This window comes from Taibaiella koreensis, assembly GCF_003545715.1.
In the GTDB taxonomy this organism is placed as follows: Bacteria; Bacteroidota; Bacteroidia; order Chitinophagales; family Chitinophagaceae; genus Taibaiella; species Taibaiella koreensis.
The window spans coordinates 305,599-329,302 of record NZ_QVNU01000005.1; the positions used below are offsets into that span (position 1 = coordinate 305,599).

Consider the following 23,704-nt stretch of genomic DNA (forward strand, 5'->3'; position numbering starts at 1 on the left):
TTATTCTTCAATTAAGCCGGGGCATAGCGCAGGGCACTTGCAGAACACGGCATCAGCATATCATCAGGCCACAGGACGAAGCGAACGGTTGATGAGCAGCAGATCGGCCAGCACCAACGCTGTCATCGCCTCCACGATCACCGGTGCACGCAGGGCAACGCAGAGATCATGGCGGCCCTTAACAGAGAAATCTTCCTGCTGCCCTGTTTCCCAGTTCAGCGACCGCTGCGCCTTTGGTGTGGAGGCTGTAGGCTTTACTGCGATCCGGAACAGCAGCTCGTTACCGTTGGTGATCCCACCCACGATACCACCGGCATGATTGGTGCTGGTTTTGCCGCTGCTATCTTCCAGGGCATCGTTATGCTCGCTGCCCATCATGCGCGCCGCGCCAAATCCCGCACCAAATTCAACGCCTTTAACTGCCGGTATGGCAAACATCGCATGCGCAATGAGCGATTCCACGCTATCCCAGAAAGGTTCTCCCAGTCCTGCCGGTAATCCTGCTACACGGCAGCTGATGATCCCGCCAACGCTATCCTTTGCATCGATTGCCTTCTGAAGACCTTTATCGCTATCTTCTTCGCCACCGACCTCGGTCAGGGTCGCTTCAATTGTAATTCCCTGCAGTATCTTTTTGGCTACTACCCCCGCAGCCACTATGCCCACAGTAAGCCTGGCGCTGAAATGCCCGCTGCCCCGGTAATCTTCAAAGCCGCCGTATTTCTGGTGCGCGACCCAGTCGGCATGTCCCGGCCTGGGTATCGCCCGTTGCTTCTCGTAATCGGCGCTACGGACATTATTATTTTCAAATAGAACGGTCAATGGCGCTCCTGTGGTATGTCCATTGAACAGGCCGCTTTTCACCAGGGGGTAATCGTCTTCTTTACGGGGTGTCGTACCTTTTTGCAAGCCCCCTTTGCGCCGTTCCAGGTCGGGCAAAAAATCTTCTTCACGCAGTGCTATCCCGGGCAACACCCCATCAATGCTCACACCGGCACAGGGCCCGTGGGATTCGCCGAATATGCTGACCCTGAAAAGCCTTCCGAATGTATTCATATGGTCACATCATTTTTATAAGGCAAATAAACAATGGCTTGTTGTGTGAGCAGGGACAAGTGTTCCCAGAAGCCGGGATAGGACTTTTTCACGGCTTCGGCATGAATGATTGTTACCGGTCCACCGGCGCCTAAAGCCATTATAGCACAGGCCATCGCGATCCGGTGATCGTGATGTGATTGTACCATAGCGCCGGCAAGCGGGTTGCCACCTTTAATGATCATTTTATCGTCTTGCACGGTAATAGCAACGCCCAGCTTCTGTCCTTCCTGCTGCAGGCTATGTGCACGATTGCTCTCCTTGTGCTCCAGGCGGTGCACGCCTTCTATAACCGAAGTGCCTTTGCAATAAGCGGCCAGCGCCACCAACGGAGGGAAAAGATCGGGACATTCCGTAGCATCGAAATGAAAAGCATTCAGGCCATGCTGCGTTACCTCGATCTGATCGGCCTGTATGGACAGCCTGCAGCCGCAGTCCTGCAGGGCTTCCAATATCTTTTTATCGGCCTGCTCCGAGAACACATCCAGTCCTTCGACTACAACATTGCCAGCCAGCGCACCGGCGACGAACAAGAAGGCGGCGTTGCTCCAGTCGCCCTCCACCGTATAGGACAAAGGGGGTGGCTCGGGCAGCACATCCGTTTCCGGGAAATGAAAGGACGCATAATCTTCCTGTACCGGCAGGCGCATACCGAATTCAGCCATCACCTTCAGGCTGAGATCGATGTAGGGCCTGCTTTTCAGTTGTTCTACCCTTATCGTTGCACCCTGATGCGCTATCGCAGAAAAGGCAAACAGCAGGCCGGTAAGGAACTGCGAGGTAAGGGATCCATCCACGGTAATGTCCTGCGGCTGCATGGGTCCTGTAATATGTATGGGCAATGTATCCCCGGTGAGCTGTACGGTAGCGCCCAGCGCCTCCAGCACTTCCTTTAAAAAGGCCAGGGGTCGCGTCAGCAGACTACCACTACCAGTAAGGGTAATGGTACCGGGATATAGAGCAGCAATAGCGCTGAACATACGCATCGAAAGCCCACTTTCGCCACAGTCCAGCAATATACCGGCCGGCACCGCTACCCTCCCCGGCGATTCGATGCGCAGCCTTTGCTCATCGAGGTGGGTGACGGTGGCACCCAAGGCCTGTATGATGCGCAAAGCGGCCTTATCGTCGTCAGACCGGCCATAGTTGTGTATCTCGGTTTGCCCGCCACGGAGCAACGCAGCAGCACAAGCGCGTTGCATCACGCTCTTGGAAGCCGGTGCGGTCAATGTTCCCTTCACCGCTGAGGGATGAATGCGTACCTGCATTTATGAATTTAAGTAAGTTCTGATCTCGTCTATAGATAAAGGATGTACGACGGCCGAGCCAATGGTTTCAAGTAGCACATAGCCTATCTTCTCTCCTATCTTTTTCTTATCGGCCATCATATAATGTAATGCCTGCCTGCTGTCGAAAGGAAATTGGACCGGCAGCTCATATTTTTCCAGCAATGCGATCAACCTGCCGGTTTCTTTAAAGCCAATGCAGGATTCGGATACCCGGGCAGCAAAGACCATGCCGATACTGATCGCCTGTCCATGTGAGAGCTCATAGCTGTTCTCGATCGCATGCCCAAGCGTATGTCCGAAGTTCAGGAGCTTCCGGTCGCCGTTCTCCCATTCATCTTCCCGCACTACAGTAGCTTTCAATAATACGTTTTTATAGATCAGGTCGGCCAGCAGGGCCTTATCGTTCCGAAAATCGGCCAAAGTGTGCTGTTCCAGCAAAGCAAACATTTCTTTGTCTTTAATGGCCGCATGCTTGATCACCTCTGCAAAGCCGCAGATCCATTCTTCTTCGGGTAAAGTGTCCAGCAGGGCATAATCATAAAGAATAAATTCCGGCTGCCGCACCAGTCCCATCATATTCTTATACTCACCGATATCCAACCCGTTCTTTCCGCCAATGGCGGCATCGATCATACCCAGCACTGAGGAGGGCACAAAACCGCAGCGGATGCCACGCTTGTAGATACCTGCTGCAAAGCCGGCGATATCGGTCACCACGCCACCCCCGATACCGATGAGCGTCGCGTCGCGGCCGGCGTCCAACGCGATCAGCTGACGGATCACATCGTCCAGGGTATCCAGCGTCTTGGCGCTTTCGCCGGCTGGCACCGTAATCACCTGCCAGGGCTTGAAGGCCTGCTGGTAATGCATCATGAGGTTCTCATCGGTGAGTATGAAGCTGTTTGCCGTGGGCGCCAGCTCCTTAAGTTTTTCCAGCGATGCATCAAAGTAAAGGGCGGTGCTGGCGGAAGTATACGCAATGGTTTCTTGTATCATTGTTTTGTTTGGAAGGGTCTTACAAATATCCGGATAAAAAAATAAGCTGCGACAGTATCATCAAGGCTTTGCACAAAATTCACTCCGGCTTACAAATGATTGACCAGATAATGACCACCAAGAATAATGCCATAAATCCAGCAGTTGTACAGCACCGTATAATATAGTCCGTAAAGAAGGCTGCGCGGGAGATTACCCCTGCATAAGGGCCCCTTACGGAATACCAGCCGCAGGGCCCTGAAAAATATCCAGTACAGCATAGCCGCAAACACCAGGATCAGCAGCCAAAGTACACTACCCAGTATCCAGATCAATACAATGGCGGCTATCGCTGCTCCTATCCAGGCCAATATGCCCTCACCGTCGAAGCTACAGCCATCGCCCAGGTTGAGGCCGGAAGATAAGTCAACCGGCCGGTACCGGTCTAAGACCTTACCCATATCATCCTTTAGCTTAACCCCGCGATAAAGCCCCGATACCAGGAAAAGCAGGAAAAAGAAAGACAACAGGGAAACGGACAGGAGTGAATTCACAAACAAAGTACGATGGCTACCCAGCCCCAGCAGCCACACTGCCAGCGTAGTGACAACAGCGACAAAAATCGTGTTCAGGAACAAAGGCTTGGTGTACAGCCATCTCCTTCTTATGTGTTTCTGCTCCCGGTCAGCCATGTGCATTCATGATAGCATCCTGATGCTTGATGCTTTCCATATGGATCGCATCATAGTATTGTGTGATAAATTCCTTACTCAGTCCGGCCTTTTCACCATTGCGGCAAACCCGCTCCAGGATCTGGTTCCAGCGTTCTGTTTGCAGAATGGTGATGTTATGCGCCTTCTTATATTCTCCTATTTGTTCCGATATTTTCATGCGGTCGTGCAGCAGGCGCAGCAGCTCATCGTCGAGACGGTCGATCTGGTGCCGCAACTTTTCCAGGTGCATATGCATCTCTTCCGACAATACTTCTTCTTTCCGCCATACGATATCGCCAAGCATTGTAAGAAGTCTTTCGGGTGTGATCTGCTGGCTGGCATCGCTCCAGGCCTGATCCGGGTCCCGGTGGCTTTCGATAATGAGACCGTCGTAGTCGAGGTCCATGGCGTTCTGCGTTACTTCCTGGAGTAAGTGCCGGTTGCCACAGATGTGCGAAGGGTCGATAAGAAAAGGCAGACCGGGAAAACGGCGCTTCATCTCGATCGCCAGCTGCCACATGGGCGCATTCCTGAAATCGGTATGTCCATAAGCCGAAAAACCCCTGTGGATGAGGGCGACGGCTTCTATCCCGGCCTTCATCACTCTTTCCAGCGCGCCGGTCCACAGCTCCATATCCGGGTTCACCGGGTTTTTGATCATTACCGGCAGTTGCACGCCCTGCAGGGCATCTGCTACTTCCTGCACGCTAAAAGGATTGGCCGTGGTACGGGCGCCGATCCATACAAAATCTGCATCATGACGTAAGGCCTCCTCCAGCTGCTTTGCCGTAGCCACCTCAACGCCATAAGGCAGGCCGGTGAGCTCTTTGGCTTTTTGCAGCCAGGGAAGGCCCTGTGCGCCTACGCCTTCAAAATTGCCCGGCCGCGTACGGGGTTTCCATATTCCGGCCCGCAATGCGTGTACCTTACCGGTTGCCTTAAGGCGCAATGCCGTCTCCACTACCTGCTCCTCTGTTTCTGCGCTGCAGGGCCCTGCTATGATCAGCGGGCTCCGCTGCAATAAGGTTGCTGTTTCTCGTTGTTCTCCGGAAAACGTTTCCATGTCTATAGATAATTCATATGGACGTTGCATGCAACGCCAGGACATTCAAAGATAAAGCCTTTTGCGGAGCTTGCATGAGCGCTGCGCTTTGTCTTGACCTGGATCAAGCAACGCTCTGTTTTAGAAAAAAGAATGGACGAAGTCCCTGATCACGATTTCTCCTTTATCGGGATACTGCTGCAGTACCCTGATCAGCCCGCTGCCCACGATGGCGCCGTTAACATAGGCACAAGCCTGGTCAAAACCCGGCTTGTCGCGAATACCGAAGCCCGCCATAACGGGACGATTCAACCGCTGTTCTTTGATAAATGAAAAATACCGCTTTGTTGCTTCATCAGGGCCAATACTACCGCCGGTAGTTCCTGCGGTCGTCACCATGTAGAGAAATCCGCTGCTACATTCATCGATCTCCCGCAGACGCTCCTGCGGTGTAAATGGGGTTACAAGAAAGATCATATTCAGCCCGTAGGCCTCCATAGCATGCTGCCATTCCCGGCGGTACTCTTCCAGGGGCAGGTCCGGAATGATCAAGCCATCGATGCCACAGGCCGCTGCATCCCGGCAAAAGCGGGATACGCCGTATTGCAGCAAAGGGTTCAGGTAACCCATCAGGATAAGCGGGACGCTAACTTGCTCACGGACATCCTTCAACTGGCGAAACAGCTCCTGCAGGTTCATACCATTAGCCAGCGCAACCGCACTGCTCTCCTGTATCACAGGCCCGTCGGCCAGCGGATCGGAGAAGGGTATCCCTATCTCTATCATATCGGCGCCGGCAGCCTGTAAAGCTGTCAATACCGGCAAGGTATCCTGCAGGCGGGGATAGCCCGCGGTGCAGTAGAAGGAAAGCACCTTGTTTTCCTTTTGTTCAAATAGCGATTGGATACGGTTCATAGCTGATGATTTTTAAAAGAAGCCGGCGCCGCCCTGATATAGGCATCCATATCCTTGTCGCCGCGGCCCGAAAGGCAAACCACGACCGGACCGGTATTACTAAATGAAAGCTTTTCCAGCGCCGCCAGGGCGTGCGCCGATTCGATAGCAGGGATGATACCCTCCATGCGCATGAGCAGGAAAGCAGCCTGCAAGGCCTCTTCATCCGTGGCCTGCAGGAAGGAGGCCCGGCCGGTCTCATGCAGATGGGCATGCAGCGGACCAATACCCGGGTAATCCAGTCCGGCCGAAATGCTGTAGGGCTCTTTGATCTGCCCATCGCTATCCTGCATCAGCAAGGTCTTGCTGCCGTGGATCACGCCGGCGCTGCCTGTCGCGATCGTAGCTGCTGTATGACCGCTATCCACACCTTTCCCTGCTGCTTCCACGCCGATCAGCTGCACCTGCTCCTCTTCCAGGAAATGATAAAAAGCGCCGGCAGCATTGCTGCCACCGCCTACGCAGGCGATCACGGCATGTGGGCATGCGACGCCCTCCTCCGACAGTAGCTGCTGCCTGATCTCGCTGCTGATCACGCTTTGGAAATGTGCCACCATATCAGGATAGGGATCGGGACCGATAACAGACCCGATTACATAATGGGTATCGGCCGGATAATGGATCCAATACCGGATCGCCTCGTTAGCCGCGTCTTTCAAGGTCTTGCTACCACTGGTCACCGGTACTACAGTAGCGCCCAGCAGCCGCATTTTTTCAACATTGGGCTGCTGCCTGGCTATATCTGTTTCACCCATGAATACTGTGCATTGCATCTCCATTAAGGCTGCAACCGTGGCCGTAGCTACGCCATGCTGCCCTGCCCCCGTCTCGGCCAGTATATGTCGTTTACCCATGTGCCGTGCCAGCAATACCTGCCCTATCGTATTGTTGATCTTATGAGACCCTGTATGATTCAGGTCTTCCCGTTTCAGGTAGATCGTTGCCCCGTACCGTTCTGATAGCCGTGGGGCATAGTAAAGAGGAGAGGGTCTTCCTACATAGTCCCTGAGCAGGCGATCGTATGCAGCATTAAAATCGGGATCGTCGCGCAAAGCCAGGAACTGTTGTTTTAATGCAACGATGTTCGTGCGGAGTATCTCCGGAATGTAAGCGCCTCCGTAATGTCCGTAGTAACCATTTTCATCGATAGTGAAGTTCATATATTATCTGCGTAATTGGGTGATAAATGTGTTGAGTAATGCAATATCCTTGACACCGGGTGCGCTTTCAAAACGGCTGTTCAGATCGATACCTGCCCAGGCCGGATGTTTGAAAGCCTTTACTTTGGCGGTATCGCCGGGTCCTATACCACCTGCAAGCCAGAACGGAAGCGGGATATCCTTGTCCTGCAGCAAGCGCCAGTCGAAAGCACGGCCACTGCCGCCAAAGCCTGCATCGGGTGTATCGAAGAGAAAAGCGTTGCAGCAATGCCGGTATCTTTCCAACCGATCAAAGTCAAACTGCCCGTGTACAGCAAACGCTTTCACTACAGGTCTTAAAGCTCCTATGCGCTCACAAAATGCGGGTGGTTCGGCGCCATGCAGCTGGATATAGCTTAGCTTGAATGCCACCGTGATCTCCCGGATATATGCTTCATCCTGATCAACAAAAATGCCGGTAAGTCCGGGCAATGCCGCTGCTGCGCAACGGCGTTGCAGGTCGGTATTGTTACCGGCATAGCGCTGCGAGCCGGGATAAAAGATAAGACCGAGCCGATCTGTCCCCAACCCGGCTACGGCTTCCAGGTTGTACTTTTGGGTCAGTCCGCAAACTTTGATCTTCATGATTCCAGTGTTTTGACAAAATGAGCAAAAGCCTGCTCCGGCGCCGGTTCTTTCATGAATAAGCTGCCGATCAGGAAGCCATGATAGCCTACCTGGCGCAATAGCCTGACGTCGGCTGCGCTGCGGATACCGCTTTCAGATATCTTCAGGGCTTCCGGAGGCAGTTGAGGATATAAGGCGACCGAATGCTGCATATCGATTGTAAAGGCCTTCAGGTCCCGGTTGTTAACGCCCACTGCGGCAACATCGGGGCAATAGTGGCCCAGCTCTCCGGCGGCATGCACTTCCAGCAACACTTGCAGTCCCAGGGATACGGCCAGCCGGCTGAGGCCTTGCACCTGCCTGGGAGTTAGTATAGCGGCTATCAGCAAGAGCACGTCGGCCCCCATCGCCCTGGTCTCTACCACCTGGTACTCGTCAATAATAAAGTCTTTACGCAGGAGTGGAATGTGCTCATTGCGCCGCGCCCGGCTGAAATCATAGCTACCACCGCTGAAAAAATCTTCATCGGTAAGCACGGAAAGGGCGCTGGCGCCGTGCCGGGCATAGCCCGAAGTCACCTCGCTAACGTCGGCGGTGTCGTTGATCATTCCCTTTACCGGCGAGCGCCGCTTGAACTCGGCGATGATACCTGTCTTCTGCTCATCCCCGATAAAAGCATCAAAAGGGAGCGCCGGACGCTGCTGCAGGGCCATATGCTCCAGCCGGGAGACGGGGAACGCCCGCTTTTTGTACGCCACCTCCAGCTTCTTGTGCGCTGCTATCGTTTCCAGTATATTGTCCATAATTCAGTTGGTATTTATGATGTGGTTAAATGTCTCCAATGCCTTCCCCGAACGAAGCGCTTCGGCCGCCACGGCAAGGCAGTCAGAAAAAGGCTTTGCGGCATCAATTGTATGAATGGCCATGGCTGCATTGGCGATCACTACCTGTTGCTGTGCCGGCGTGGCCTCTTGCTGCAGCACCGCGCTGAAGATTGCGGCAGCGGTCTTTACATCTTTACCCGCATATAGTTCCTCCGCAGTAAGCTGCGGCAAACCCAAGGCAGCCGGCGTGATCACCTGTTGCGTCTCCGGCGTATAGAGGCGGGCCGGGCCGGTAAGGGAAAGCTCATCGTAGCCGTCGAGGCTATGCACGATCCGGTACTGCAGGGGGCTATCCTGCAACAGGTAATGAAACAGCCGCGCCGCCTCCAGCGTATTGACACCCAGCAGGAGGTAAGCGGGCTGGACCGGATTGGTCAGTGGACCCAGCAGGTTAAAGAAAGTGCGCAGGCCCAGGTTCTTTCTTATACCGGCCACACGCCGCATGGCAGGATGGAACAGTGGCGCATGCAAAAAACATATTCCCGCACGGTCCAGTTGCCGCATCAGTATATCGCGATCAGCGGTAAACCGGTAGCCCAGGTATTCCAGCACATTGGAAGAGCCGCTGACTGAAGTGGCCCCGTAATTGCCATGCTTGATAACGCGGTAGCCGCAGGCCGCGACCACAACAGCTGATAGCGTGGAAATATTGAAGGTATGCTTGCCATCGCCACCAGTACCTACAATATCGATAGCATCTGTAGCGGGCAGACCAGGCTTGACCGCCTGTTCCAGCAATGCATCCCTGAAGCCGGCCAGCTCGGGTAGTGTGACCGGCCGCATCATGAAGGCTGAGATAAATGCGGTCATCTGGCTTTCGTTGACCATGCCGCCGGTGATTCCCAGCAATACCTCTTTAGCCTCGGTATAAGAAAGCGTTTCGTAGCCATTCAGACGGTCAAGTACCTTTTTCATCATATAGGGTAAAGCGCCGTCGGGCAGAGATAATGTGTTCATAAGCTTAAATGGTTTGTTGAAGTGAGACTTGAAGCAATAGCACCGGGAGGCGCCAGCCAACGCTGCATCATGCGCCTGCCTTCCCGTGTAAGGATGCTTTCGGGATGAAACTGTAAGCCCTTTACATCGTAGTGCCTGTGCCGTAAGGCCATGATATCCCTCTGCTCATCTTCTGCAAGTACTTCAAGGCAGTCGGGTAACCTGTCCTTTGCTACGACCCAGGAATGGTAGCGGCCTACTTCGAATGGCTGTGGCAGGCCTTCAAGCATAACATCCTCCTTCAACCGGCGCACCGGTGTGGCAATGCCATGACAGACGGTCCCGAGCTGCCGCAGATCGGCGCCAAATACCTGTCCTATGGCTTGATGTCCCAAACATATGCCCAATATGCTTTTCGACGGAGCGTAACGGGCAATGAGATCGCATAGTATGCCCGCTTCACCGGGAAGGCCCGGGCCCGGCGACAGCAGTATCTTATCGTACCGGCCGGCTTCTGCAAGTGTAATGGCATCATTCCTCCTGACATCAGGTCGCTGGCCGCTAAGCTGGTATATCATCAGCGCCAGGTTGTATGTAAAGCTGTCGTAATTGTCCAGGATCAATATTTGCATATAGTTTATTTTAGATCATTATCAGGATTGTATACTCTTATTCCAAACCGATAGATTCCGCTGCATCGATGGCAGCGCGCAATCCCTTCAGCTTATGCGCCACCTCCTGCAGCTCCGTTTCCGGAACAGAGGCATTCACGATACCGGCGCCGGCGCGGTAATGCAGCCGGTTGCCCCGGCTCATAAAAGTGCGTATCATGATGGCCTGGTTCAGCTGCCCGTCAGGGCATAAAAACCCGATGGATCCGCCGTAGTAGCCACGACGGCTATGCTCATAGCGGTCAATCAGCTGCATAGCCCTATGTTTGGGTGCACCCGATAAGGTACCGGCAGGGAAAGTATCGGCGATCATCCCGATGGCGTTGCGATGTAAGGGGCGGCTACCCCTCACCTCGCTGACAATATGGGTCACATGAGCAAAACGCTGTGCCTTTTTGTAAAAGGCGACAGTAACCTCATCGTGGCTCTTGCCCAGGTCGTTGCGTGCGAGATCGACCAGCATAGTGTGCTCGGCCTGCTCTTTGGGATCGGCCATCAGGGCTGCGATCAGCTGCTCATCTTCTGCTTCGATGCCTGTACGGCGACAGGTGCCTGCAATGGGATGCATGATCGCCACTTCATCTTTCACTTTCAGTTGCGTTTCGGGAGAAGATCCAAATAGCCTGTAATCGCCATAGTCGAAATAAAAGAGGTACGGCGATGGATTGACCATACGCAAAGCCCGGTATACATTGAAATCGTCGCCCCGGAACGGACGTGAGAACGACCGCGACAGCACGACCTGAAATACATCGCCACGCAGGCAATGCTCCCTGGCCCGGTCAACCTTTTCCATAAACGATGCTTCGGTCTCCTCTGCTTCTTCGGGCCCGGCTACATGGAAACCAAAGCCTGCTATATACGGCCGCCGCAATGCCGCTTCCAGCGCTGTAAAGCAGGGCTCAGCCTCATTATCGGTAAAATGAGCGGTCAGGTAAACGGTATGGTTGAAGTGATCGAATACGATCATATAGCGGTATACATGAAGCCTTGCAAGCAGTTCCGGCGCATCTTCGCTACGCTCCCGGAAAGTAATTTGCTCAAAGAGGCTTACCGCATCATAATTGATATGACCAAACAGGCGCCCCCGGCAATATTCCTTTGCCACCGGCTCAAACGAGAACTGTTGCGGGAAGGCGGAAAGCGTTGCGCTTAAATCTGCACTCTGTTCTATCGTCCCGTCAGGGAAATGGCTTTCCGCCACGCCGGGGCTGATCTTAAGCCCGGCCACCGGCGTACAGCAGATGTAGGAATAGCTGTTTTCGTGCCCATTATAATCGACACTTTCAAGCAGCACAGTATCGGGAAAAAGGTCGCGCAACCTCAGGTAAGCGCTCACGGGCGTTAAGGTGTCTGCGGGCAGGGCACGCAGCCGCACACGAAAATGATACGACATGATCCAGTAATTTTTTTGAAAAAAGGGAATAAAAAAAACCGGCCTGCGAACAGCAGACCGGTCAGGGAGTATTCTGATACAACTTAGCGCATATCAGTGCTGTTCACGTGTTGCCATCGTGAAAGCCACCAATATTGATTTGTAGTTGTAAGAAAAGAAGTCATCATTTGAATAACAGGCATAACAGCCCGTAATGGGGGCAAAGGTAGCGATCGTTTTCATTTGTCCAAATTTTTTTTCAAAATTGTGCTATATTGCCATCCGGTTTTTTTGATTCATTAAAAAGTAAAAGCAGCTTCTGACGACCTGATAATGACGAATTTCATTCCCATAGTACCCCTGGATATTATAGTATACCCCGATGAGATATTAACACTACGGCTTACGGATCCGAAACATACGCAACTGATCCGGGATTGCTACGAAGAGCAAAAGCAATTTGGCATTCCCCTTTTTCACGAAGAACAAATACGGGAGTATGGCACGCTGGCCGGGATCCTTACCATAGGAAAAGAGCAGGCTGACGGTACCCTGGAAGTGCGCATCAAGGGACAGCAGGTATTCCGTATGCTGGAGGAGGTGAAAAATCTGCCGGAAAAACCTTACTCGGGCGCTATTGTAAGCTATCCCGAAAATGACAAGATGAAGGTACACCCCAACCTGTCGAAGCTGATCCACGATGAGGTCAAACGCCTGTATACCCTGCTGAACATAGAGAACCGCATGCCCGACGAAAAGCAGGAATGGTCGTCGTACGATATTGCTCATAAGCTGGGACTTACCCGTGAGCAGGAGTACGATCTGCTCAGTATTTTCAACGAGGTGCAGCGAATGGAATACCTGCGACGCTACTTTAATTCTATTATGCCCGAAGTGGATGACCTGGATATCCTGAAATCCAGGATCAACCTGAATTAAACCGTGTACTTTACCAAGGAGAACCAATTTTTCAATACCGTCTATTATTCATCCAAATCACTCGCTTTATGCAACTATGTATCGACTGGGGTAATACCCGCGTCAAAGCTGCGCTTTTCCAGGAAAACAAGCTGGTAAAGGATTATAACTTTTCAGAAGAAGAAGCGCTGACCGGCCTTATAGAAGCTATCGACACCGAGCAGCCGCAAGCGGCGATACTGGCCTCGGTAGCCAATCATCCTCCCGAACTGAAAGTGCTGCTGCAGGAAAGAACCCGGCTCCTGGTGCTCACGGCACAAACAGTCCTGCCAATCATGAATGCTTACCATAGTCCCGAAACGCTGGGCGTCGATCGTCTTGCTCTGGCTACAGGCGCCAATAGCGAATATCCCGACACCAACAATCTTGTAATCGGGATCGGCACCGCGATCACTTATAATTTTGTGCATAAAAACAGGGCGTTCAGGGGTGGCAACATTACTCCCGGACTGGCCATGCGCTTCAAGGCGCTGCACGAATACACGGATAAGCTACCCCTGGTGGACGAGCATGGCGACCTGGTCCTGCTGGGCTACGATACCGAAACCAGCATCCGCAGCGGGGTGATCATGGGCATTGCAGCCGAGCTGGATGGTATGATAAATTTATACCGGGAACAATATCCCGACCTGAATGTCGTTTTAACGGGTGGTAACGCCCCGGTTTTTGCAGGCAAGCTAAAAAATCGGATATTTGCAGATTCTCTGCTTCTATTGAAGGGACTTAACACAATTTTACGACATAATGTGCGCTAAACTAAAGACGCAATTTCTATTACTGACCGCTCTTTTAGCAACCGGTTCCGGGGTCAATGCCCAGTTGAATGACGCCACAGGACCTAAGTCCACCAAAGAGAACTCCCCTTATTCCCGTTATGGCATCGGTGATCTTGGCAATCCCCGCAATGCACTGCTCCGGGGCATGGGTGGAACAGCCACGGCTTATAACGATCTCTACTCCGTCAATTCCTTTAACCCGGCCACGTACAGCTTCCTGAAGGTGACCACGCTGGAATTTGCCCTGGAGGGACGTTCCCGCAGCATTTTCATGAACGATGTCAGCACCTCGTCTGGCACGGCCACTATATCTTATGTCACCCTGGGCATTCCCCTGGGCAAATACGCCGGTATGGCCGCAGGTATTGCGCCTATGGCCAATACCTATTATAAGGCTTCCGATACCACCACTATCGATGGCATCGGCAGAACCGCCCGCCAATATGTGGGCTCAGGCGGCCTTCAGTATGCTTACCTGGGTCTTGCCGGACAATATAAAGGATTCAGCATCGGCTTTAATGCCGGCTATGTCTTCGGCAATACCTCCTACACCAGCTCCCTGGAAAATCTGGATACGACATCGGTGCGCAATTCCTCCTTTTCCCGCTACAACAGCGTGGGCGGCTTGTATTGGAAAGGCGGCCTGTTCTACAAAGCCAAACTCAAAAAAGAGCAATACATCAATATCGGTGCTGCGATCACTCTGTCGCAAAAGCTGAACGGGTCGCAGGATGCCTATGACCTGGGCTACCGCTATACTTCCGATGGTACTGTAGTGGATACCCTATCGCAGTCCAAGCGTACCGGCATAAAAGGTAAGATCGAGCTCCCCGCCGAATATGCCTTCGGTGTACATTATGGCAAAAGCTTCAACTGGGACATAGGCGCCGATTTTGTCTACACCGACTGGAGCAGCTTCAGCAATTTTGGCGACCGTACCGGTGTAGGCAGCAATGCCTGGCGCGCAGCGGTCGGCGGCGAAATTACACCCGATCCGACCTCCCATAAACTCTTTGCACAAACCACCTACCGGCTTGGCGCCTATTATGGCAAAGACTATATCGAGCTCAACGGGACCAATGTTGACTATGTAGGCGGTACTGTGGGTGCTTCTTTTCCGCTGAAACGTAGCTTCAGCCAGTTTGGCCGTATCAATATGGCGCTGGATATCGGTAAACGTGGTACGATACAGAATGGTCTTGCCCGAGAATTCTATGTGCGCTTTACCCTGGGCATTTCGTTGAACGACATCTGGTTCCAGAAACCCAAGTACGATTAACCGGGCACATTAGCCGCTGATACATGAAGCCATCCCGTTCCGGATATTTATCTTTTTCCCATAATGGAGCGCTCCGCAGACCCGGAGCAGCTCCATTTCTTTTGTGCTGCATCATGGTGGTCGCCCTGCTATCATTGGCTTCCTGCGAAAATGACCTGAGTAAGCTACCCGGTAAGAATAACCTGAAAGACCTGGACAATGACCGCGCTTCAGATGTCACCTTCGTTTACAGCGAAGAAGGAAAAGTAAAAGCAAAGCTTTACACCAAGGAATTCATCGGTAACGAAAACGCCAGGCCGCCCTACATCGACTTTCTCAAAGGGGTAAAGATGGACATGTTCGACGATAAGCTGCAGGTTGAAAGTACCATTACGGCAAGGACAGCACGCTATTATACCCGCGACGAAAACGTGATCGCGCGCGATAGCGTTGTGGTCATCAACCGGAAGGGGGAAAAGCTGCAAACGGAGGAGCTGATCTGGAACAAAAAGCTTGAGCGCTTTTATACCGACAAGTTTGTGCGTATCACCAAGGACGACCAGATCTCCTACGGATCGGGCCTGGAAGCTACCCAGGATCTTACTTATGTAAAAATCAAGAATCAGCGCGGTACCATACCGGTGGCCAACAGCGATTTCCCGTCAGAATAGCCACATTCCCGGGCGCTACTTCTTATTCGCTATGCCAGTTGTCGAACAGTAACTGGAGATAGTGATTTTCCTCTACGGTGATTACCCCGTCGGCTTTGGTCAGATCCAGGGCAAATTGCAGCAGGTTGTTCCTTTCTTCGGGTGTGGCGTCGTCGTAAAAATCATCCATGTACTTCAGAAAATGCCGTTCCCACTCCTCAGGAGTAAGGCTGCTGATCTTTTCCATTTCCCGGTCCAGGTTGACATGAAATGGAAATTCCTGCTCCAGATAATCGCGTATCACCATATCTTCCGATGCCTTGAAGCGAAAATCGGCAGCGGCGAGGATCATCAGTAAATGGTAACCGGCAATGGTCTTGTTCGTTCTGTTATTCGGCATTTGGTTGGTTTTCTTTGATAGAGCTTATGATTCAGGTTCGGGATTCCCGGCAGGTATATAAACGGAACTGTAATGTTATATGGGATTGGCCATCAAGAGATTCAGGTCGGTGTACTTGATGTCGAAGCGTCGTGCGATAGGCGCATTGGTCACACAGCCGCGGTACAGGTAAACACCGTTGCGGATACCAGGCTTGGCTTGCAGCAGGTGCTCGACACCGCCCATATCGGCGCATTCCAGCACAATGGGCATCAACACATTGCTAATGGCTCTGGAGGCGGTACGGGATACTCCAGATGCGATATTGGGAACGCAATAGTGGATCACATCATATTTTTTGAAGGTAGGATGCTCATGAGACGTGGCCCTGGAGGTCTCAAAGCAGCCACCACGATCGATGCTTACATCGACCACGATAGAACCCGATTTCATGTGGCTTACCATTTCTTCGGTTACCACTACCGGTGTAACGCCGTTCACAGGCTTTAAGGCCCCCACCGCTACATCGGCATTTTTCAACTCGTTGCCCAGCTCTCTCGGATCGATAACGGAAGTGAACAACCGGCGGCCGATATTATTCTGCAGGCGCATCAGGCGGTAAATCGAATTGTCAAATACTTTGACGGAAGCGCCAAGCCCCAGGGCTGTACGGGAGGCAAATTCGCCTACTACACCGGCGCCGATGATGACTACCCTGGCCGGCGGCACACCCGATATACCGCCCAGCAGGATGCCTTTGCCATTATGCACATTGCCCAGGTATTTGGCTGCGGTCAAAATGGCGGAGCTGCCCGCGATCTCGCTCATCGAGCGTACGATGGGATAAATACCGGAATCGTCTTTGATAGAATCGAAGGCAATGCCGATGATCCTCTTTTTCATTAGGACCTCCACCATGCTCGCTTTCAGAAAAGGCAGGTGTATGGGGGAAATTACCACATGATTGGGCTGCAGCAGGGCGATCTCATCTTCCGATATCGGCGCCGACTTAATGATCATTTGCGCTTTGTACACTTCGGCCTTATCATAAACGATGCGCGCGCCTACTTCGCTGAAATCCGTATCGAAATAAAAAGAATGCTCCCCGGCATTGTGCTCCACTACGACTTCATGACCATTCTGCACCAAAATCGAAACGGCTTCCGGCGTCAGCGGCACCCTGTTCTCCTGGAAGGAAGTCTCTTTGGGGATACCAATAAACAAACGTTGCCTGCGCGGGACGATTTCCAGCGTCTCTTCCAGGGGTATATAGGAAAAAGAGGGCGAAATATGAGGTTTCGTAACCATATGAGAAAGGAGGAGTAAGGTAGTGCCTTTTTTTAGATAATAAAAGCAAGTTTCTTTAAAAAATTTCAAAATGTTGCAGCAAAAATTATTCCAAAGTATAAGCAGGAACATCACAAGCTGCAAAATATAACAGCCTTAGCCAAAATGAGCCGTCTCCCCAGGTGCAGTAAAGGATCGCCCACCAGCAAAACGCCTGCTTCCAGCTGTTAAAAACCTTGTGCTTTCTTAGCCAGGTAACGATCTACGGGCTGCTTTTTTTATGCTTCTCCACGACTACTTTTCCGCACTGCACATTTTCTGCAGTGGCAAACTGGATCTTTAGTCTTCATTTAAAAAACCAAAACCGAATGAAAAAGAAAGTATTAGGTGTAAAATTGTCTCTTAAAAAAATTACGATTGTTGCATTAGACAGTGAAAAAGGCGGCCGGGTTATCGGCGGTACCGGCGTTAATCTTTGTATCGAAACCTTAGACTGCCCTACAGCCAGGTTGTGCCCAACGAACGGTTGCCCTGTGGAAACAGCAGATGGCTGTGCTTTTACCCAAACATGCCAACCCACCTGGCAACGGTATTGCTCCGTTCAGCTGTGCCCTACCCCGACTACAATTAAGAACTGCCCCTCTTTTACGCAGATCTGTCCGCTATAAAAGCGTGAAAAGGCCACCTCCGGGTGGCTTTTTCCATATATACACATCTCTCCCGGATAGGGATTAGTCTCTTTCCCACCCACATCCGGAACGCCCTAAGTACAATTTTCCTAACTTGCTGCCCTGTACCATGCTTTAATCACCCGGCGGCAATGACCTTAAGCTATTTTATCCGTAAGATCCTGTATGGGCTTGCTGTCCTCTGGGGAGTGATCAGCCTCGTCTTCCTGCTGTTCAATGTACTGCCCGACGATCCGGCGCGACTTACGTTGGGACAGCGCAGCGATCTTGCCTCCGTAGCCCACGTGCGTAAGGAACTGAATCTCGACAAACCGGTATGGAAACGGTATGTGCTCTATCTCAACGATCTTTCACCTATAGGCTGGTATCATAAGAGTGAGGACATGGGCGACAAGTACAAGCCCTATACCATACTGTCGCTGGGTAAGCGGCAGGCGCTCCTGGTGAAAAAGCCGTACCTGGGCCGCTCTTATCAGAGCAAGCGGCTGGTATGGGAGGTATTGGCCGATGCGCTCCCCGGTACGGTGATCCTGGCCTTCAGCGCCGTGCTCTTCGCTACTGTGGCCGGTATTGCCCTGGGTGTGCTGGCTGCGCTCAGGAAAGGCACCTGGCTCGACACATCGGCAATTGTAGCCAGCGTGGCGGGCATATCGGCGCCCTCTTTTTTTGCGGGGCTTATTATGGCCTACGTTTTCGGGTACCTGCTCAGCGGCATTACCGGCCTCAGCATGGTCGGCAGCTTATGGGATTACGACACTTTTGGCGGCCGGTTCCTTTCGCTCAGGAACCTGGTACTGCCTGCCCTTACCCTGGGCATACGGCCACTGGCCATCATTGCCCAACTTACCCGCAGCTCGCTCCTTGATGTATTGTCACAGGACTATATCCGCACGGCTTATGCCAAGGGGCTGAAAAAACGCCAGGTCGTATGGCGGCATGCCTTACCCAATGCGCTCAACCCCGTAGTAACGGCCATTTCGGGCTGGCTCGCTGAGCTGCTGGCAGGCTCTTTCTTTGTAGAGTTTATTTTCAGTTGGAAGGGCATTGGCAAGCTCACCGTGGACTCGCTCGATAAGTTCGACTTCCCGGTGGTGATGGGGGCTATCCTGGTCACAGCGGCTATTTTTATTATCGTCAACCTGCTTACCGACCTGCTGTACACCCGCATCGACCCAAGGGTCAAGCTGCGCTGACCACTTATACAGTCTCATTACCGGCCGTAGCATCAGCGTTATGGTACTTCGGGACCATTCAGGACATACTACGCTCGACGTTGCTTCCCTGAAAGCAGGCATATACCTGCTCAGGCTTATTGCAGGGGAAGAGCAGGCTATCTTTAAGTTTGTGAAGCAATAAAGCTTTCCGGAATACTATGTAAAAACAATAGCCCGTCGCGACGAACGATGGGCTATTGTTTTTAAAGACATATTTACGATACCCTGTAAGGTTATATGGATAAAAACGAAAGTATTCTTATCGGGTTACCGTAAACTTGGCAACGGCCACCTGGTCGTCGGTATCGAATTGTAACATATACATGCCATTGCTCAAACCGGAAACATCCAGGCTGTATTCCCCGAGGCCGGTGGGTATGCTACCGAAGTTCCTGCTGGCAACGATCTTGCCGGTAATGTCCCGCACTACAGCCATAGCATGCGATGCCTTGGGAGCATCAAAGTTGAAGCTGATCTTACTGCCGGCAGGATTAGGATATACCGAGATAGCTGCCTTTTCTTTTTTGGCCAGCATTTCGCCGATGCTGTTGGCATTGGGGTTCCATATCACTTTTACGGCAGCCCGGTTGTTCCCGTTCCGCACATCGGCGCCCTGAACAGGGTCCTCGCGATACTCGTTCACGCCTGCGCCTTCAGGCTGAACACCCAATACCTTAAAGAAGAATCCATAAGCCTGACCGGCTACAAGATCGGCGCGGTTCACTGTAGTGAAAGCGTTCGTTTCCCAGTCGCTCCATTTACAAAGTGCTTTAATCGAATCGGCCGAAAGAGTAAAAGGTGAGATGTGCCCGGCTCCGAGTTTATTAGTATTGGGGAAAACAAATATCACACTGGATGCGGCTATCGACTGGTCGTCTACAAAACTGAAGCCGCTGGCATTTACCGCGTCAGGAGTAGGAAAATTGTTGAAAGAGGAATAGAAAATAACGGTCTGTGTATTCGGAATGATCGCATCCGTATTGCAGCGGATACCGCAGCGAATAGCATTGGTATCCAGGTTGCCCGTAGCAGCGAGATTACTATTTTCAGCGGGCAAAGCAATGATCGCTTCCAGATCGATAGGGTCGTTGGCGGTTTGCGCCTGGCTGGCAGTGCAAAAAATACCCAGGGATGCAAGTGTAAGTAAGATTTTATTCATAGTCTTATTATTTACAGAAAATTACAAAATAAATATTATTCCAAAAATAATTTTCCTCTGACACAAATGCTCATCCGGCATTATTTTTCCTCGTTTATTTTTTTGCTTTATCGCACATAACCGCACTTCCCGGTGATGATCGCCGGGAAGTGCGGTTATGTGCGATCAGAGTACCGGTCTTGCAAAGGCGATGCTTCATTCAACCTATCTGCCTGCCCGGGACAAGCCGGTGACCTTACTTTCTCACAAACTTGCTGATGTAGATAGCATTGTCGGTAATTACCTGTAATGTATAATTGCCTACGGGTAGCTGCTCCACATTGCAGAAATATTGCCGAGTACCGCTGCTGGCACCACCCAGGGCTTTTGCATGTAAAACGCGCCCGTTCACATCTATCACCCTGGCTACTGTCGACCGGTTTGCCTTGCTGAATGTAAGCGCGAAATTGAGCTTGTCTGTAGTGGGATTGGGATAGACTTCCAGGGGGGTGTAACGCGTGCGGGACAATAGCTCTCCGATACTGGTACCAGCCTGCCAGATAACAGGCGTGTAGGACCAGTTATTGGTTTGATCGGGGTCGGTAAAGGTGCCCTCATTCCAATTGGGATAAGGCCTCATATGTGCGTACCATCCATAGGTTTGGCCGGAAACCAGCTCAGAACGGCGGTACAACATATCCTCGAACGGATTACCAATCCCGTGCTCTTCGAAATACGGAATGTTCAATAAGCTCTCGATCGAATCGGTCGTAGGTACCCAACTGTTATCTAAATAAAAGATAGTCTTACCATTGGCCCCGGCATCGATATCGGAACCATCTAATGAAAATCCTCTATTGAAACTCATTTGCCCTTGTGCGTTCATCGTGCTCCAGGGTCCGAAAAAGGCAAAAGTATCTGCTGCCGTCAAAATGCCACCGGAAGAATCGATGGTAAAAATGATAGCGCCCTGTATACTGTCGGCAGGCGCAGGGAGATTATTGATAACGCCGGTCCCTGAAATCGGTTTGCCGGGTGTCAGCGCCTGGTTTTCCTGCATAATCGCAAAAGGCTTGAGATCGATCTCCTGTGCATAAACGCTTGTTCCTGCCATTCCTAAAAGAGTTAAACTCACTAAAAATTTCTTCATAGTTTCTTTGTTTACAACAAATTAAAAAATAATATCATCCAAATCTAATCATTTTTGGATTGCTACCATTTTTTTTCGAATTTTTTTAAGGTACTTTTTATCAATTATTTTCACATTTTAAAACACCGTATCTGAAGGTAATTTCATTGCCGCCTTAGCACAGCATAGTCGCCTTTATATTAATAACGCACTCTTACTTTCTACCTACCAGGCCAATGCTTAATTTTACCCTTAAAAGCCTCATCGATGAACTACCGTATATTATTGTTGCTGGCTGGTCTCGGTCCGCTGACCCTGCAGGCGCAGGAGGACGAATGGAAAGAGGCCAGTAAGGAAAGCCAGGCTTATCATGAATACCGCATGAAGATCACGAAGCCGCCATATGGCCTGGACAAAGTGCAAAGGATGATCGGCGCCATGCCTGAAGGCGCGGAAGACGATCCCAGGCGCCCGGCTGCAAAGACTTATCAGTCCCTTTCCTTAAGGGAAAAGTTCACCTATCACATGATCCTGGGAGAAAGCTATGCCCAGAATTGTGATGTGATGCCGCCTATACAGGAAGAGCAGAAAAAAATATTTGCCCAGCTTCCCGATCCTTTTGACGAGTATAGCTGGAGCGAGGGACAGGAGGCTTTTTTGCGAAAAAACCGCGACTCCGTCCTGGCATTCATCCGCGAATCGGTGATCCGCAGCAAGCATATGGGACTCAATTATAAAAAAGCAGTGCTGCTGGTCAATGGCTGGGAAATGATCCCTTTCCTGGTCAATACCTATAAAGCCGATCCAAAGGATCATGATATCCTGAGCCTGATGCTGTTGCTGATGAAAGATGGTCAATACCAACCCTTACTGGCATCGGCTTCCTGGAAAAAGCTCTACGGCCCTGACGCCAGCTACCAAAGCTGGATCGAATACAATAAAGCCAATGAAGCGCTGATCCTGAAAAGGGTAATGGAATACTACCAAACCCGCAAATAAAGAAAATGCGGCTGATCATTTTTGCATGGCTCCTGCTCACGGCATGGTATGCTCCGGCACAGACCGATACTACCTGGATCGCTGTCCCGCCGGGAAACTATACTATTGGCGGAAAAGGCCACTTGCTCAATCCACTGCGGCAGGTAACGACCAAAGGCTTCGCTATTGCGGCTACCGAACTCACCAATGCTGCTTTTGCCCGGTTTGTTGCCGCTACCGGCTATATTACCGACGCTGAGCGAAAAAAGGATGCGCTCGTGTTTGCGCCCGGCCTGGCAGAATTCAGGTGGCTGGCCGATAGTACGGCCTGCTGGCGCTACCCCAATGGTAAAAGCCGTGGCGGGATCGAACAAAAAATGGATCATCCCGTAACCACCATCAGCTACAGCGATGCTGTAGCCTATTGCCGCTGGGCCGGTCTGCGCCTGCCTACGCTGGAAGAATGGGAAATCGCCTGCCGGGCAGGTACCCTGACTACCTACTTTTGGGGAAACGCACAAAGGGCTATAGATCAATACGCCAACATATGGCACGGCCGCGATCACCTGCAGCCTGACAGCAGCGATGGCTACCAGTACACGGCGCCGGTGGCCCGTTTCAAGCCCAATCCCTGGGGTATATATGACCTGTATGGCAATGTGTTCGAATTCTGCACCGGCGCCCTGCCCACCGACAAGCCCGGCAGTAAAGTGGTCCATGCCCGCGGCGGCTCCTGGTGGTGCAGCAGGAATGCCTGCAATTTCTTCAACTCGGTCGATATCGGTACGGTCCATCTGCACGCCTCATTCAGCAACCAGGGATTCCGTACCGTTAAAGATGCCGCTTCTCTCCGCTAGCGATCACAGGAACGCCCAAGATAGCCAGCCAGCGCATTGTAGCAAGGGTTTTATTGAAATTGCTTACCTTTGTGGCCCTTTTCTATGCCTATATGGCAGGTGGGGCTTTTTTTGCACGGATTTTGCTTAAAATACAGAGTCAACTTTTTCTAAACCCATGATTGTCCGGAGGATCTCTTATTTCACGTTTATTGTTGCCATGACCACCATGGCGACCGTGAGCTCCTGTAACCGGGCCAGGGAAAAGGCCAAACAATCGGTCAATTATGCCGGAGCGGTGGTAGGCAAAGGCTCTTCCGAGTTTTTGGACGGTGTGGCCGATGGCGTGAGCCAGAGCTTTGACTGCACCCTTGAGCTGGCCAAAGTGCTGCAGAGCAAAGGGGTCAAGGGCGGCAAATTCAGGATCACAACCAGTAACAATGGCCATGAGAATGTGGTCAGTGTTTACCTGATCTTTGACAAAGACTATAAGGGGCCTGTTTCCGCAAGGATTTTTGACAGTAAAGACCAGGAATATGGCAGGGCTACTGCCAGCCTGGATGTGCGTGCCGGCAGCGCCGGCTTTACCGACCTGGTATTCGACGAGCGCACCAATATTGAGCGCAAAAGCCGTATCCTGCTGGAATAGAGATGGAATAAAGAGGCGCATCCCTGTGCCCGGTTTCCGGTTC

Annotated in this window: 26 protein-coding genes; 10 read left to right on the plus strand and 16 right to left on the minus strand. The window is 51.8% G+C overall.

Features of this window, described 5'->3' with window-relative positions; all coding sequences use genetic code 11:
* Positions 1-63: 63 nt before the first annotated feature.
* From DZK30_RS17635 to DZK30_RS17690, 12 genes are all read right to left on the minus strand, one after another.
* The gene (locus tag DZK30_RS17635; protein WP_118975483.1) at positions 64-1,056 is read right to left on the minus strand and encodes a chorismate synthase; all 993 of its coding nucleotides are present in this window, start codon (positions 1,054-1,056) and stop codon (positions 64-66) included.
* Entirely contained in the window at positions 1,053-2,363 is a 1,311-nt protein-coding gene (gene aroA, locus DZK30_RS17640; RefSeq protein ID WP_118975484.1) for a 3-phosphoshikimate 1-carboxyvinyltransferase, read from the minus strand. The genes DZK30_RS17635 and aroA overlap by 4 nt, the downstream gene beginning before the upstream one ends.
* Positions 2,364-3,380 (minus strand): 3-dehydroquinate synthase, encoded by a 1,017-nt coding sequence (aroB, locus tag DZK30_RS17645; protein WP_118975485.1) that lies wholly within the window; start codon positions 3,378-3,380, stop codon positions 2,364-2,366.
* Between the two features lie 89 nt (positions 3,381-3,469).
* Positions 3,470-4,051: a hypothetical protein gene (locus DZK30_RS17650; protein WP_162903196.1), complete on the minus strand. Its 582-nt coding sequence runs from the start codon at positions 4,049-4,051 to the stop codon at positions 3,470-3,472.
* Positions 4,044-5,135, minus strand: a complete 1,092-nt coding sequence (locus DZK30_RS17655; protein WP_118975487.1) for a chorismate mutase — start codon at positions 5,133-5,135, stop codon at positions 4,044-4,046. The genes DZK30_RS17650 and DZK30_RS17655 overlap by 8 nt, the downstream gene beginning before the upstream one ends.
* 120 nt (positions 5,136-5,255) lie before the next feature.
* On the minus strand, positions 5,256-6,029 hold the full coding sequence (gene trpA, locus DZK30_RS17660) for a tryptophan synthase subunit alpha (RefSeq protein ID WP_118975488.1): 774 nt from the start codon (positions 6,027-6,029) through the stop codon (positions 5,256-5,258).
* On the minus strand, positions 6,026-7,228 hold the full coding sequence (gene trpB / locus DZK30_RS17665) for a tryptophan synthase subunit beta (RefSeq protein WP_118975489.1): 1,203 nt from the start codon (positions 7,226-7,228) through the stop codon (positions 6,026-6,028). Before trpB ends, trpA begins: the two co-directional genes overlap by 4 nt.
* Positions 7,229-7,231: 3 nt before the next feature.
* Complete coding sequence (locus tag DZK30_RS17670) at positions 7,232-7,852, minus strand: phosphoribosylanthranilate isomerase (RefSeq protein WP_118975490.1); 621 nt, start codon at positions 7,850-7,852, stop codon at positions 7,232-7,234.
* Positions 7,849-8,637: an indole-3-glycerol phosphate synthase TrpC gene (trpC, locus tag DZK30_RS17675; RefSeq protein ID WP_118975491.1), complete on the minus strand. Its 789-nt coding sequence runs from the start codon at positions 8,635-8,637 to the stop codon at positions 7,849-7,851. The genes DZK30_RS17670 and trpC overlap by 4 nt, the downstream gene beginning before the upstream one ends.
* A gap of 3 nt (positions 8,638-8,640) precedes the next feature.
* Positions 8,641-9,675, minus strand: a complete 1,035-nt coding sequence (trpD, locus tag DZK30_RS17680) for an anthranilate phosphoribosyltransferase (protein ID WP_240432948.1) — start codon at positions 9,673-9,675, stop codon at positions 8,641-8,643.
* Entirely contained in the window at positions 9,672-10,286 is a 615-nt protein-coding gene (locus DZK30_RS17685; RefSeq protein WP_118975492.1) for an anthranilate synthase component II, read from the minus strand. Before DZK30_RS17685 ends, trpD begins: the two co-directional genes overlap by 4 nt.
* Positions 10,287-10,323: 37 nt before the next feature.
* Positions 10,324-11,721: an anthranilate synthase component I family protein gene (locus DZK30_RS17690; protein WP_118975493.1), complete on the minus strand. Its 1,398-nt coding sequence runs from the start codon at positions 11,719-11,721 to the stop codon at positions 10,324-10,326.
* A 312-nt stretch (positions 11,722-12,033) separates the two neighbouring features.
* On the opposite strand from DZK30_RS17690, the gene DZK30_RS17695 reads away from it, so the two are divergent.
* The 4 genes from DZK30_RS17695 (at position 12,034) to lptC (ending at position 15,383) form a co-directional block, all read left to right on the plus strand.
* Positions 12,034-12,639, plus strand: a complete 606-nt coding sequence (locus DZK30_RS17695; RefSeq protein WP_118975494.1) for an LON peptidase substrate-binding domain-containing protein — start codon at positions 12,034-12,036, stop codon at positions 12,637-12,639.
* 68 nt (positions 12,640-12,707) lie between these two features.
* Entirely contained in the window at positions 12,708-13,433 is a 726-nt protein-coding gene (locus tag DZK30_RS17700) for a type III pantothenate kinase (RefSeq protein WP_118975495.1), read from the plus strand.
* On the plus strand, positions 13,423-14,733 hold the full coding sequence (locus DZK30_RS17705) for a hypothetical protein (protein WP_162903197.1): 1,311 nt from the start codon (positions 13,423-13,425) through the stop codon (positions 14,731-14,733). The genes DZK30_RS17700 and DZK30_RS17705 overlap by 11 nt, the downstream gene beginning before the upstream one ends.
* A gap of 23 nt (positions 14,734-14,756) precedes the next feature.
* Complete coding sequence (gene lptC / locus DZK30_RS17710) at positions 14,757-15,383, plus strand: LPS export ABC transporter periplasmic protein LptC (protein WP_118975497.1); 627 nt, start codon at positions 14,757-14,759, stop codon at positions 15,381-15,383.
* 22 nt (positions 15,384-15,405) lie between these two features.
* Here lptC and DZK30_RS17715 read toward each other — a convergent pair whose 3' ends face one another.
* Together DZK30_RS17715 and DZK30_RS17720 are read right to left on the minus strand one after the other, a co-directional pair.
* A complete protein-coding gene (locus DZK30_RS17715) occupies positions 15,406-15,762 on the minus strand; it encodes a tellurite resistance TerB family protein (protein ID WP_118975498.1) in 357 nt (118 codons plus the stop codon).
* A gap of 75 nt (positions 15,763-15,837) precedes the next feature.
* Positions 15,838-17,049 carry an alanine dehydrogenase gene (locus tag DZK30_RS17720; protein WP_118975637.1) on the minus strand — a complete coding sequence of 404 codons (1,212 nt, stop codon included), beginning with the start codon at positions 17,047-17,049 and terminating at the stop codon, positions 15,838-15,840.
* A gap of 347 nt (positions 17,050-17,396) precedes the next feature.
* Here DZK30_RS17720 and DZK30_RS25950 point away from each other — a divergent pair, with 347 nt between their 5' ends.
* The 3 genes from DZK30_RS25950 (at position 17,397) to DZK30_RS17730 (ending at position 19,073) form a co-directional block, all read left to right on the plus strand.
* A complete protein-coding gene (locus tag DZK30_RS25950; RefSeq protein ID WP_162903199.1) occupies positions 17,397-17,696 on the plus strand; it encodes a class I lanthipeptide in 300 nt (99 codons plus the stop codon).
* Between the two features lie 152 nt (positions 17,697-17,848).
* Entirely contained in the window at positions 17,849-18,910 is a 1,062-nt protein-coding gene (locus tag DZK30_RS17725; protein WP_118975499.1) for an ABC transporter permease, read from the plus strand.
* A gap of 31 nt (positions 18,911-18,941) precedes the next feature.
* The gene (locus DZK30_RS17730; protein WP_262706915.1) at positions 18,942-19,073 is read left to right on the plus strand and encodes a T9SS type A sorting domain-containing protein; all 132 of its coding nucleotides are present in this window, start codon (positions 18,942-18,944) and stop codon (positions 19,071-19,073) included.
* Positions 19,074-19,190: 117 nt separating this feature from the next.
* Here the strand turns inward: DZK30_RS17730 and DZK30_RS17735 are convergent, their stop codons facing one another.
* Entirely contained in the window at positions 19,191-20,090 is a 900-nt protein-coding gene (locus tag DZK30_RS17735; protein ID WP_118975501.1) for a T9SS type A sorting domain-containing protein, read from the minus strand.
* Between the two features lie 235 nt (positions 20,091-20,325).
* Positions 20,326-21,219, minus strand: coding sequence for a T9SS type A sorting domain-containing protein (locus DZK30_RS17740; protein ID WP_118975502.1), 894 nt, complete (start codon positions 21,217-21,219; stop codon positions 20,326-20,328).
* A 246-nt stretch (positions 21,220-21,465) separates the two neighbouring features.
* Here DZK30_RS17740 and DZK30_RS17745 point away from each other — a divergent pair, with 246 nt between their 5' ends.
* The 3 genes from DZK30_RS17745 (at position 21,466) to DZK30_RS17755 (ending at position 23,661) form a co-directional block, all read left to right on the plus strand.
* Positions 21,466-22,197 carry a hypothetical protein gene (locus tag DZK30_RS17745; protein WP_118975503.1) on the plus strand — a complete coding sequence of 244 codons (732 nt, stop codon included), beginning with the start codon at positions 21,466-21,468 and terminating at the stop codon, positions 22,195-22,197.
* 5 nt (positions 22,198-22,202) lie between these two features.
* The gene (locus tag DZK30_RS17750; protein WP_240432949.1) at positions 22,203-23,033 is read left to right on the plus strand and encodes a formylglycine-generating enzyme family protein; all 831 of its coding nucleotides are present in this window, start codon (positions 22,203-22,205) and stop codon (positions 23,031-23,033) included.
* Between the two features lie 157 nt (positions 23,034-23,190).
* A complete protein-coding gene (locus DZK30_RS17755) occupies positions 23,191-23,661 on the plus strand; it encodes a hypothetical protein (RefSeq protein ID WP_118975504.1) in 471 nt (156 codons plus the stop codon).
* Positions 23,662-23,704: the final 43 nt, after the last annotated feature.

Coding starts and splice junctions, on each gene's coding strand:
- DZK30_RS17635 (WP_118975483.1), bottom strand. CDS start 1,056: ATGAATACATTCGGAAGGCTTTTCAGGGTCAGCATATTCGGCGAATCC.
- aroA (WP_118975484.1), bottom strand. CDS start 2,363: ATGCAGGTACGCATTCATCCCTCAGCGGTGAAGGGAACATTGACCGCA.
- aroB (WP_118975485.1), bottom strand. CDS start 3,380: ATGATACAAGAAACCATTGCGTATACTTCCGCCAGCACCGCCCTTTAC.
- DZK30_RS17650 (WP_162903196.1), bottom strand. CDS start 4,051: ATGGCTGACCGGGAGCAGAAACACATAAGAAGGAGATGGCTGTACACC.
- DZK30_RS17655 (WP_118975487.1), bottom strand. CDS start 5,135: ATGGAAACGTTTTCCGGAGAACAACGAGAAACAGCAACCTTATTGCAG.
- trpA (WP_118975488.1), bottom strand. CDS start 6,029: ATGAACCGTATCCAATCGCTATTTGAACAAAAGGAAAACAAGGTGCTT.
- trpB (WP_118975489.1), bottom strand. CDS start 7,228: ATGAACTTCACTATCGATGAAAATGGTTACTACGGACATTACGGAGGC.
- DZK30_RS17670 (WP_118975490.1), bottom strand. CDS start 7,852: ATGAAGATCAAAGTTTGCGGACTGACCCAAAAGTACAACCTGGAAGCC.
- trpC (WP_118975491.1), bottom strand. CDS start 8,637: ATGGACAATATACTGGAAACGATAGCAGCGCACAAGAAGCTGGAGGTG.
- trpD (WP_240432948.1), bottom strand. CDS start 9,675: ATGAACACATTATCTCTGCCCGACGGCGCTTTACCCTATATGATGAAA.
- DZK30_RS17685 (WP_118975492.1), bottom strand. CDS start 10,286: ATGCAAATATTGATCCTGGACAATTACGACAGCTTTACATACAACCTG.
- DZK30_RS17690 (WP_118975493.1), bottom strand. CDS start 11,721: ATGTCGTATCATTTTCGTGTGCGGCTGCGTGCCCTGCCCGCAGACACC.
- DZK30_RS17695 (WP_118975494.1), top strand. CDS start 12,034: ATGACGAATTTCATTCCCATAGTACCCCTGGATATTATAGTATACCCC.
- DZK30_RS17700 (WP_118975495.1), top strand. CDS start 12,708: ATGCAACTATGTATCGACTGGGGTAATACCCGCGTCAAAGCTGCGCTT.
- DZK30_RS17705 (WP_162903197.1), top strand. CDS start 13,423: ATGTGCGCTAAACTAAAGACGCAATTTCTATTACTGACCGCTCTTTTA.
- lptC (WP_118975497.1), top strand. CDS start 14,757: ATGAAGCCATCCCGTTCCGGATATTTATCTTTTTCCCATAATGGAGCG.
- DZK30_RS17715 (WP_118975498.1), bottom strand. CDS start 15,762: ATGCCGAATAACAGAACGAACAAGACCATTGCCGGTTACCATTTACTG.
- DZK30_RS17720 (WP_118975637.1), bottom strand. CDS start 17,049: ATGGTTACGAAACCTCATATTTCGCCCTCTTTTTCCTATATACCCCTG.
- DZK30_RS25950 (WP_162903199.1), top strand. CDS start 17,397: ATGAAAAAGAAAGTATTAGGTGTAAAATTGTCTCTTAAAAAAATTACG.
- DZK30_RS17725 (WP_118975499.1), top strand. CDS start 17,849: ATGACCTTAAGCTATTTTATCCGTAAGATCCTGTATGGGCTTGCTGTC.
- DZK30_RS17735 (WP_118975501.1), bottom strand. CDS start 20,090: ATGAATAAAATCTTACTTACACTTGCATCCCTGGGTATTTTTTGCACT.
- DZK30_RS17740 (WP_118975502.1), bottom strand. CDS start 21,219: ATGAAGAAATTTTTAGTGAGTTTAACTCTTTTAGGAATGGCAGGAACA.
- DZK30_RS17745 (WP_118975503.1), top strand. CDS start 21,466: ATGAACTACCGTATATTATTGTTGCTGGCTGGTCTCGGTCCGCTGACC.
- DZK30_RS17750 (WP_240432949.1), top strand. CDS start 22,203: ATGCGGCTGATCATTTTTGCATGGCTCCTGCTCACGGCATGGTATGCT.
- DZK30_RS17755 (WP_118975504.1), top strand. CDS start 23,191: ATGATTGTCCGGAGGATCTCTTATTTCACGTTTATTGTTGCCATGACC.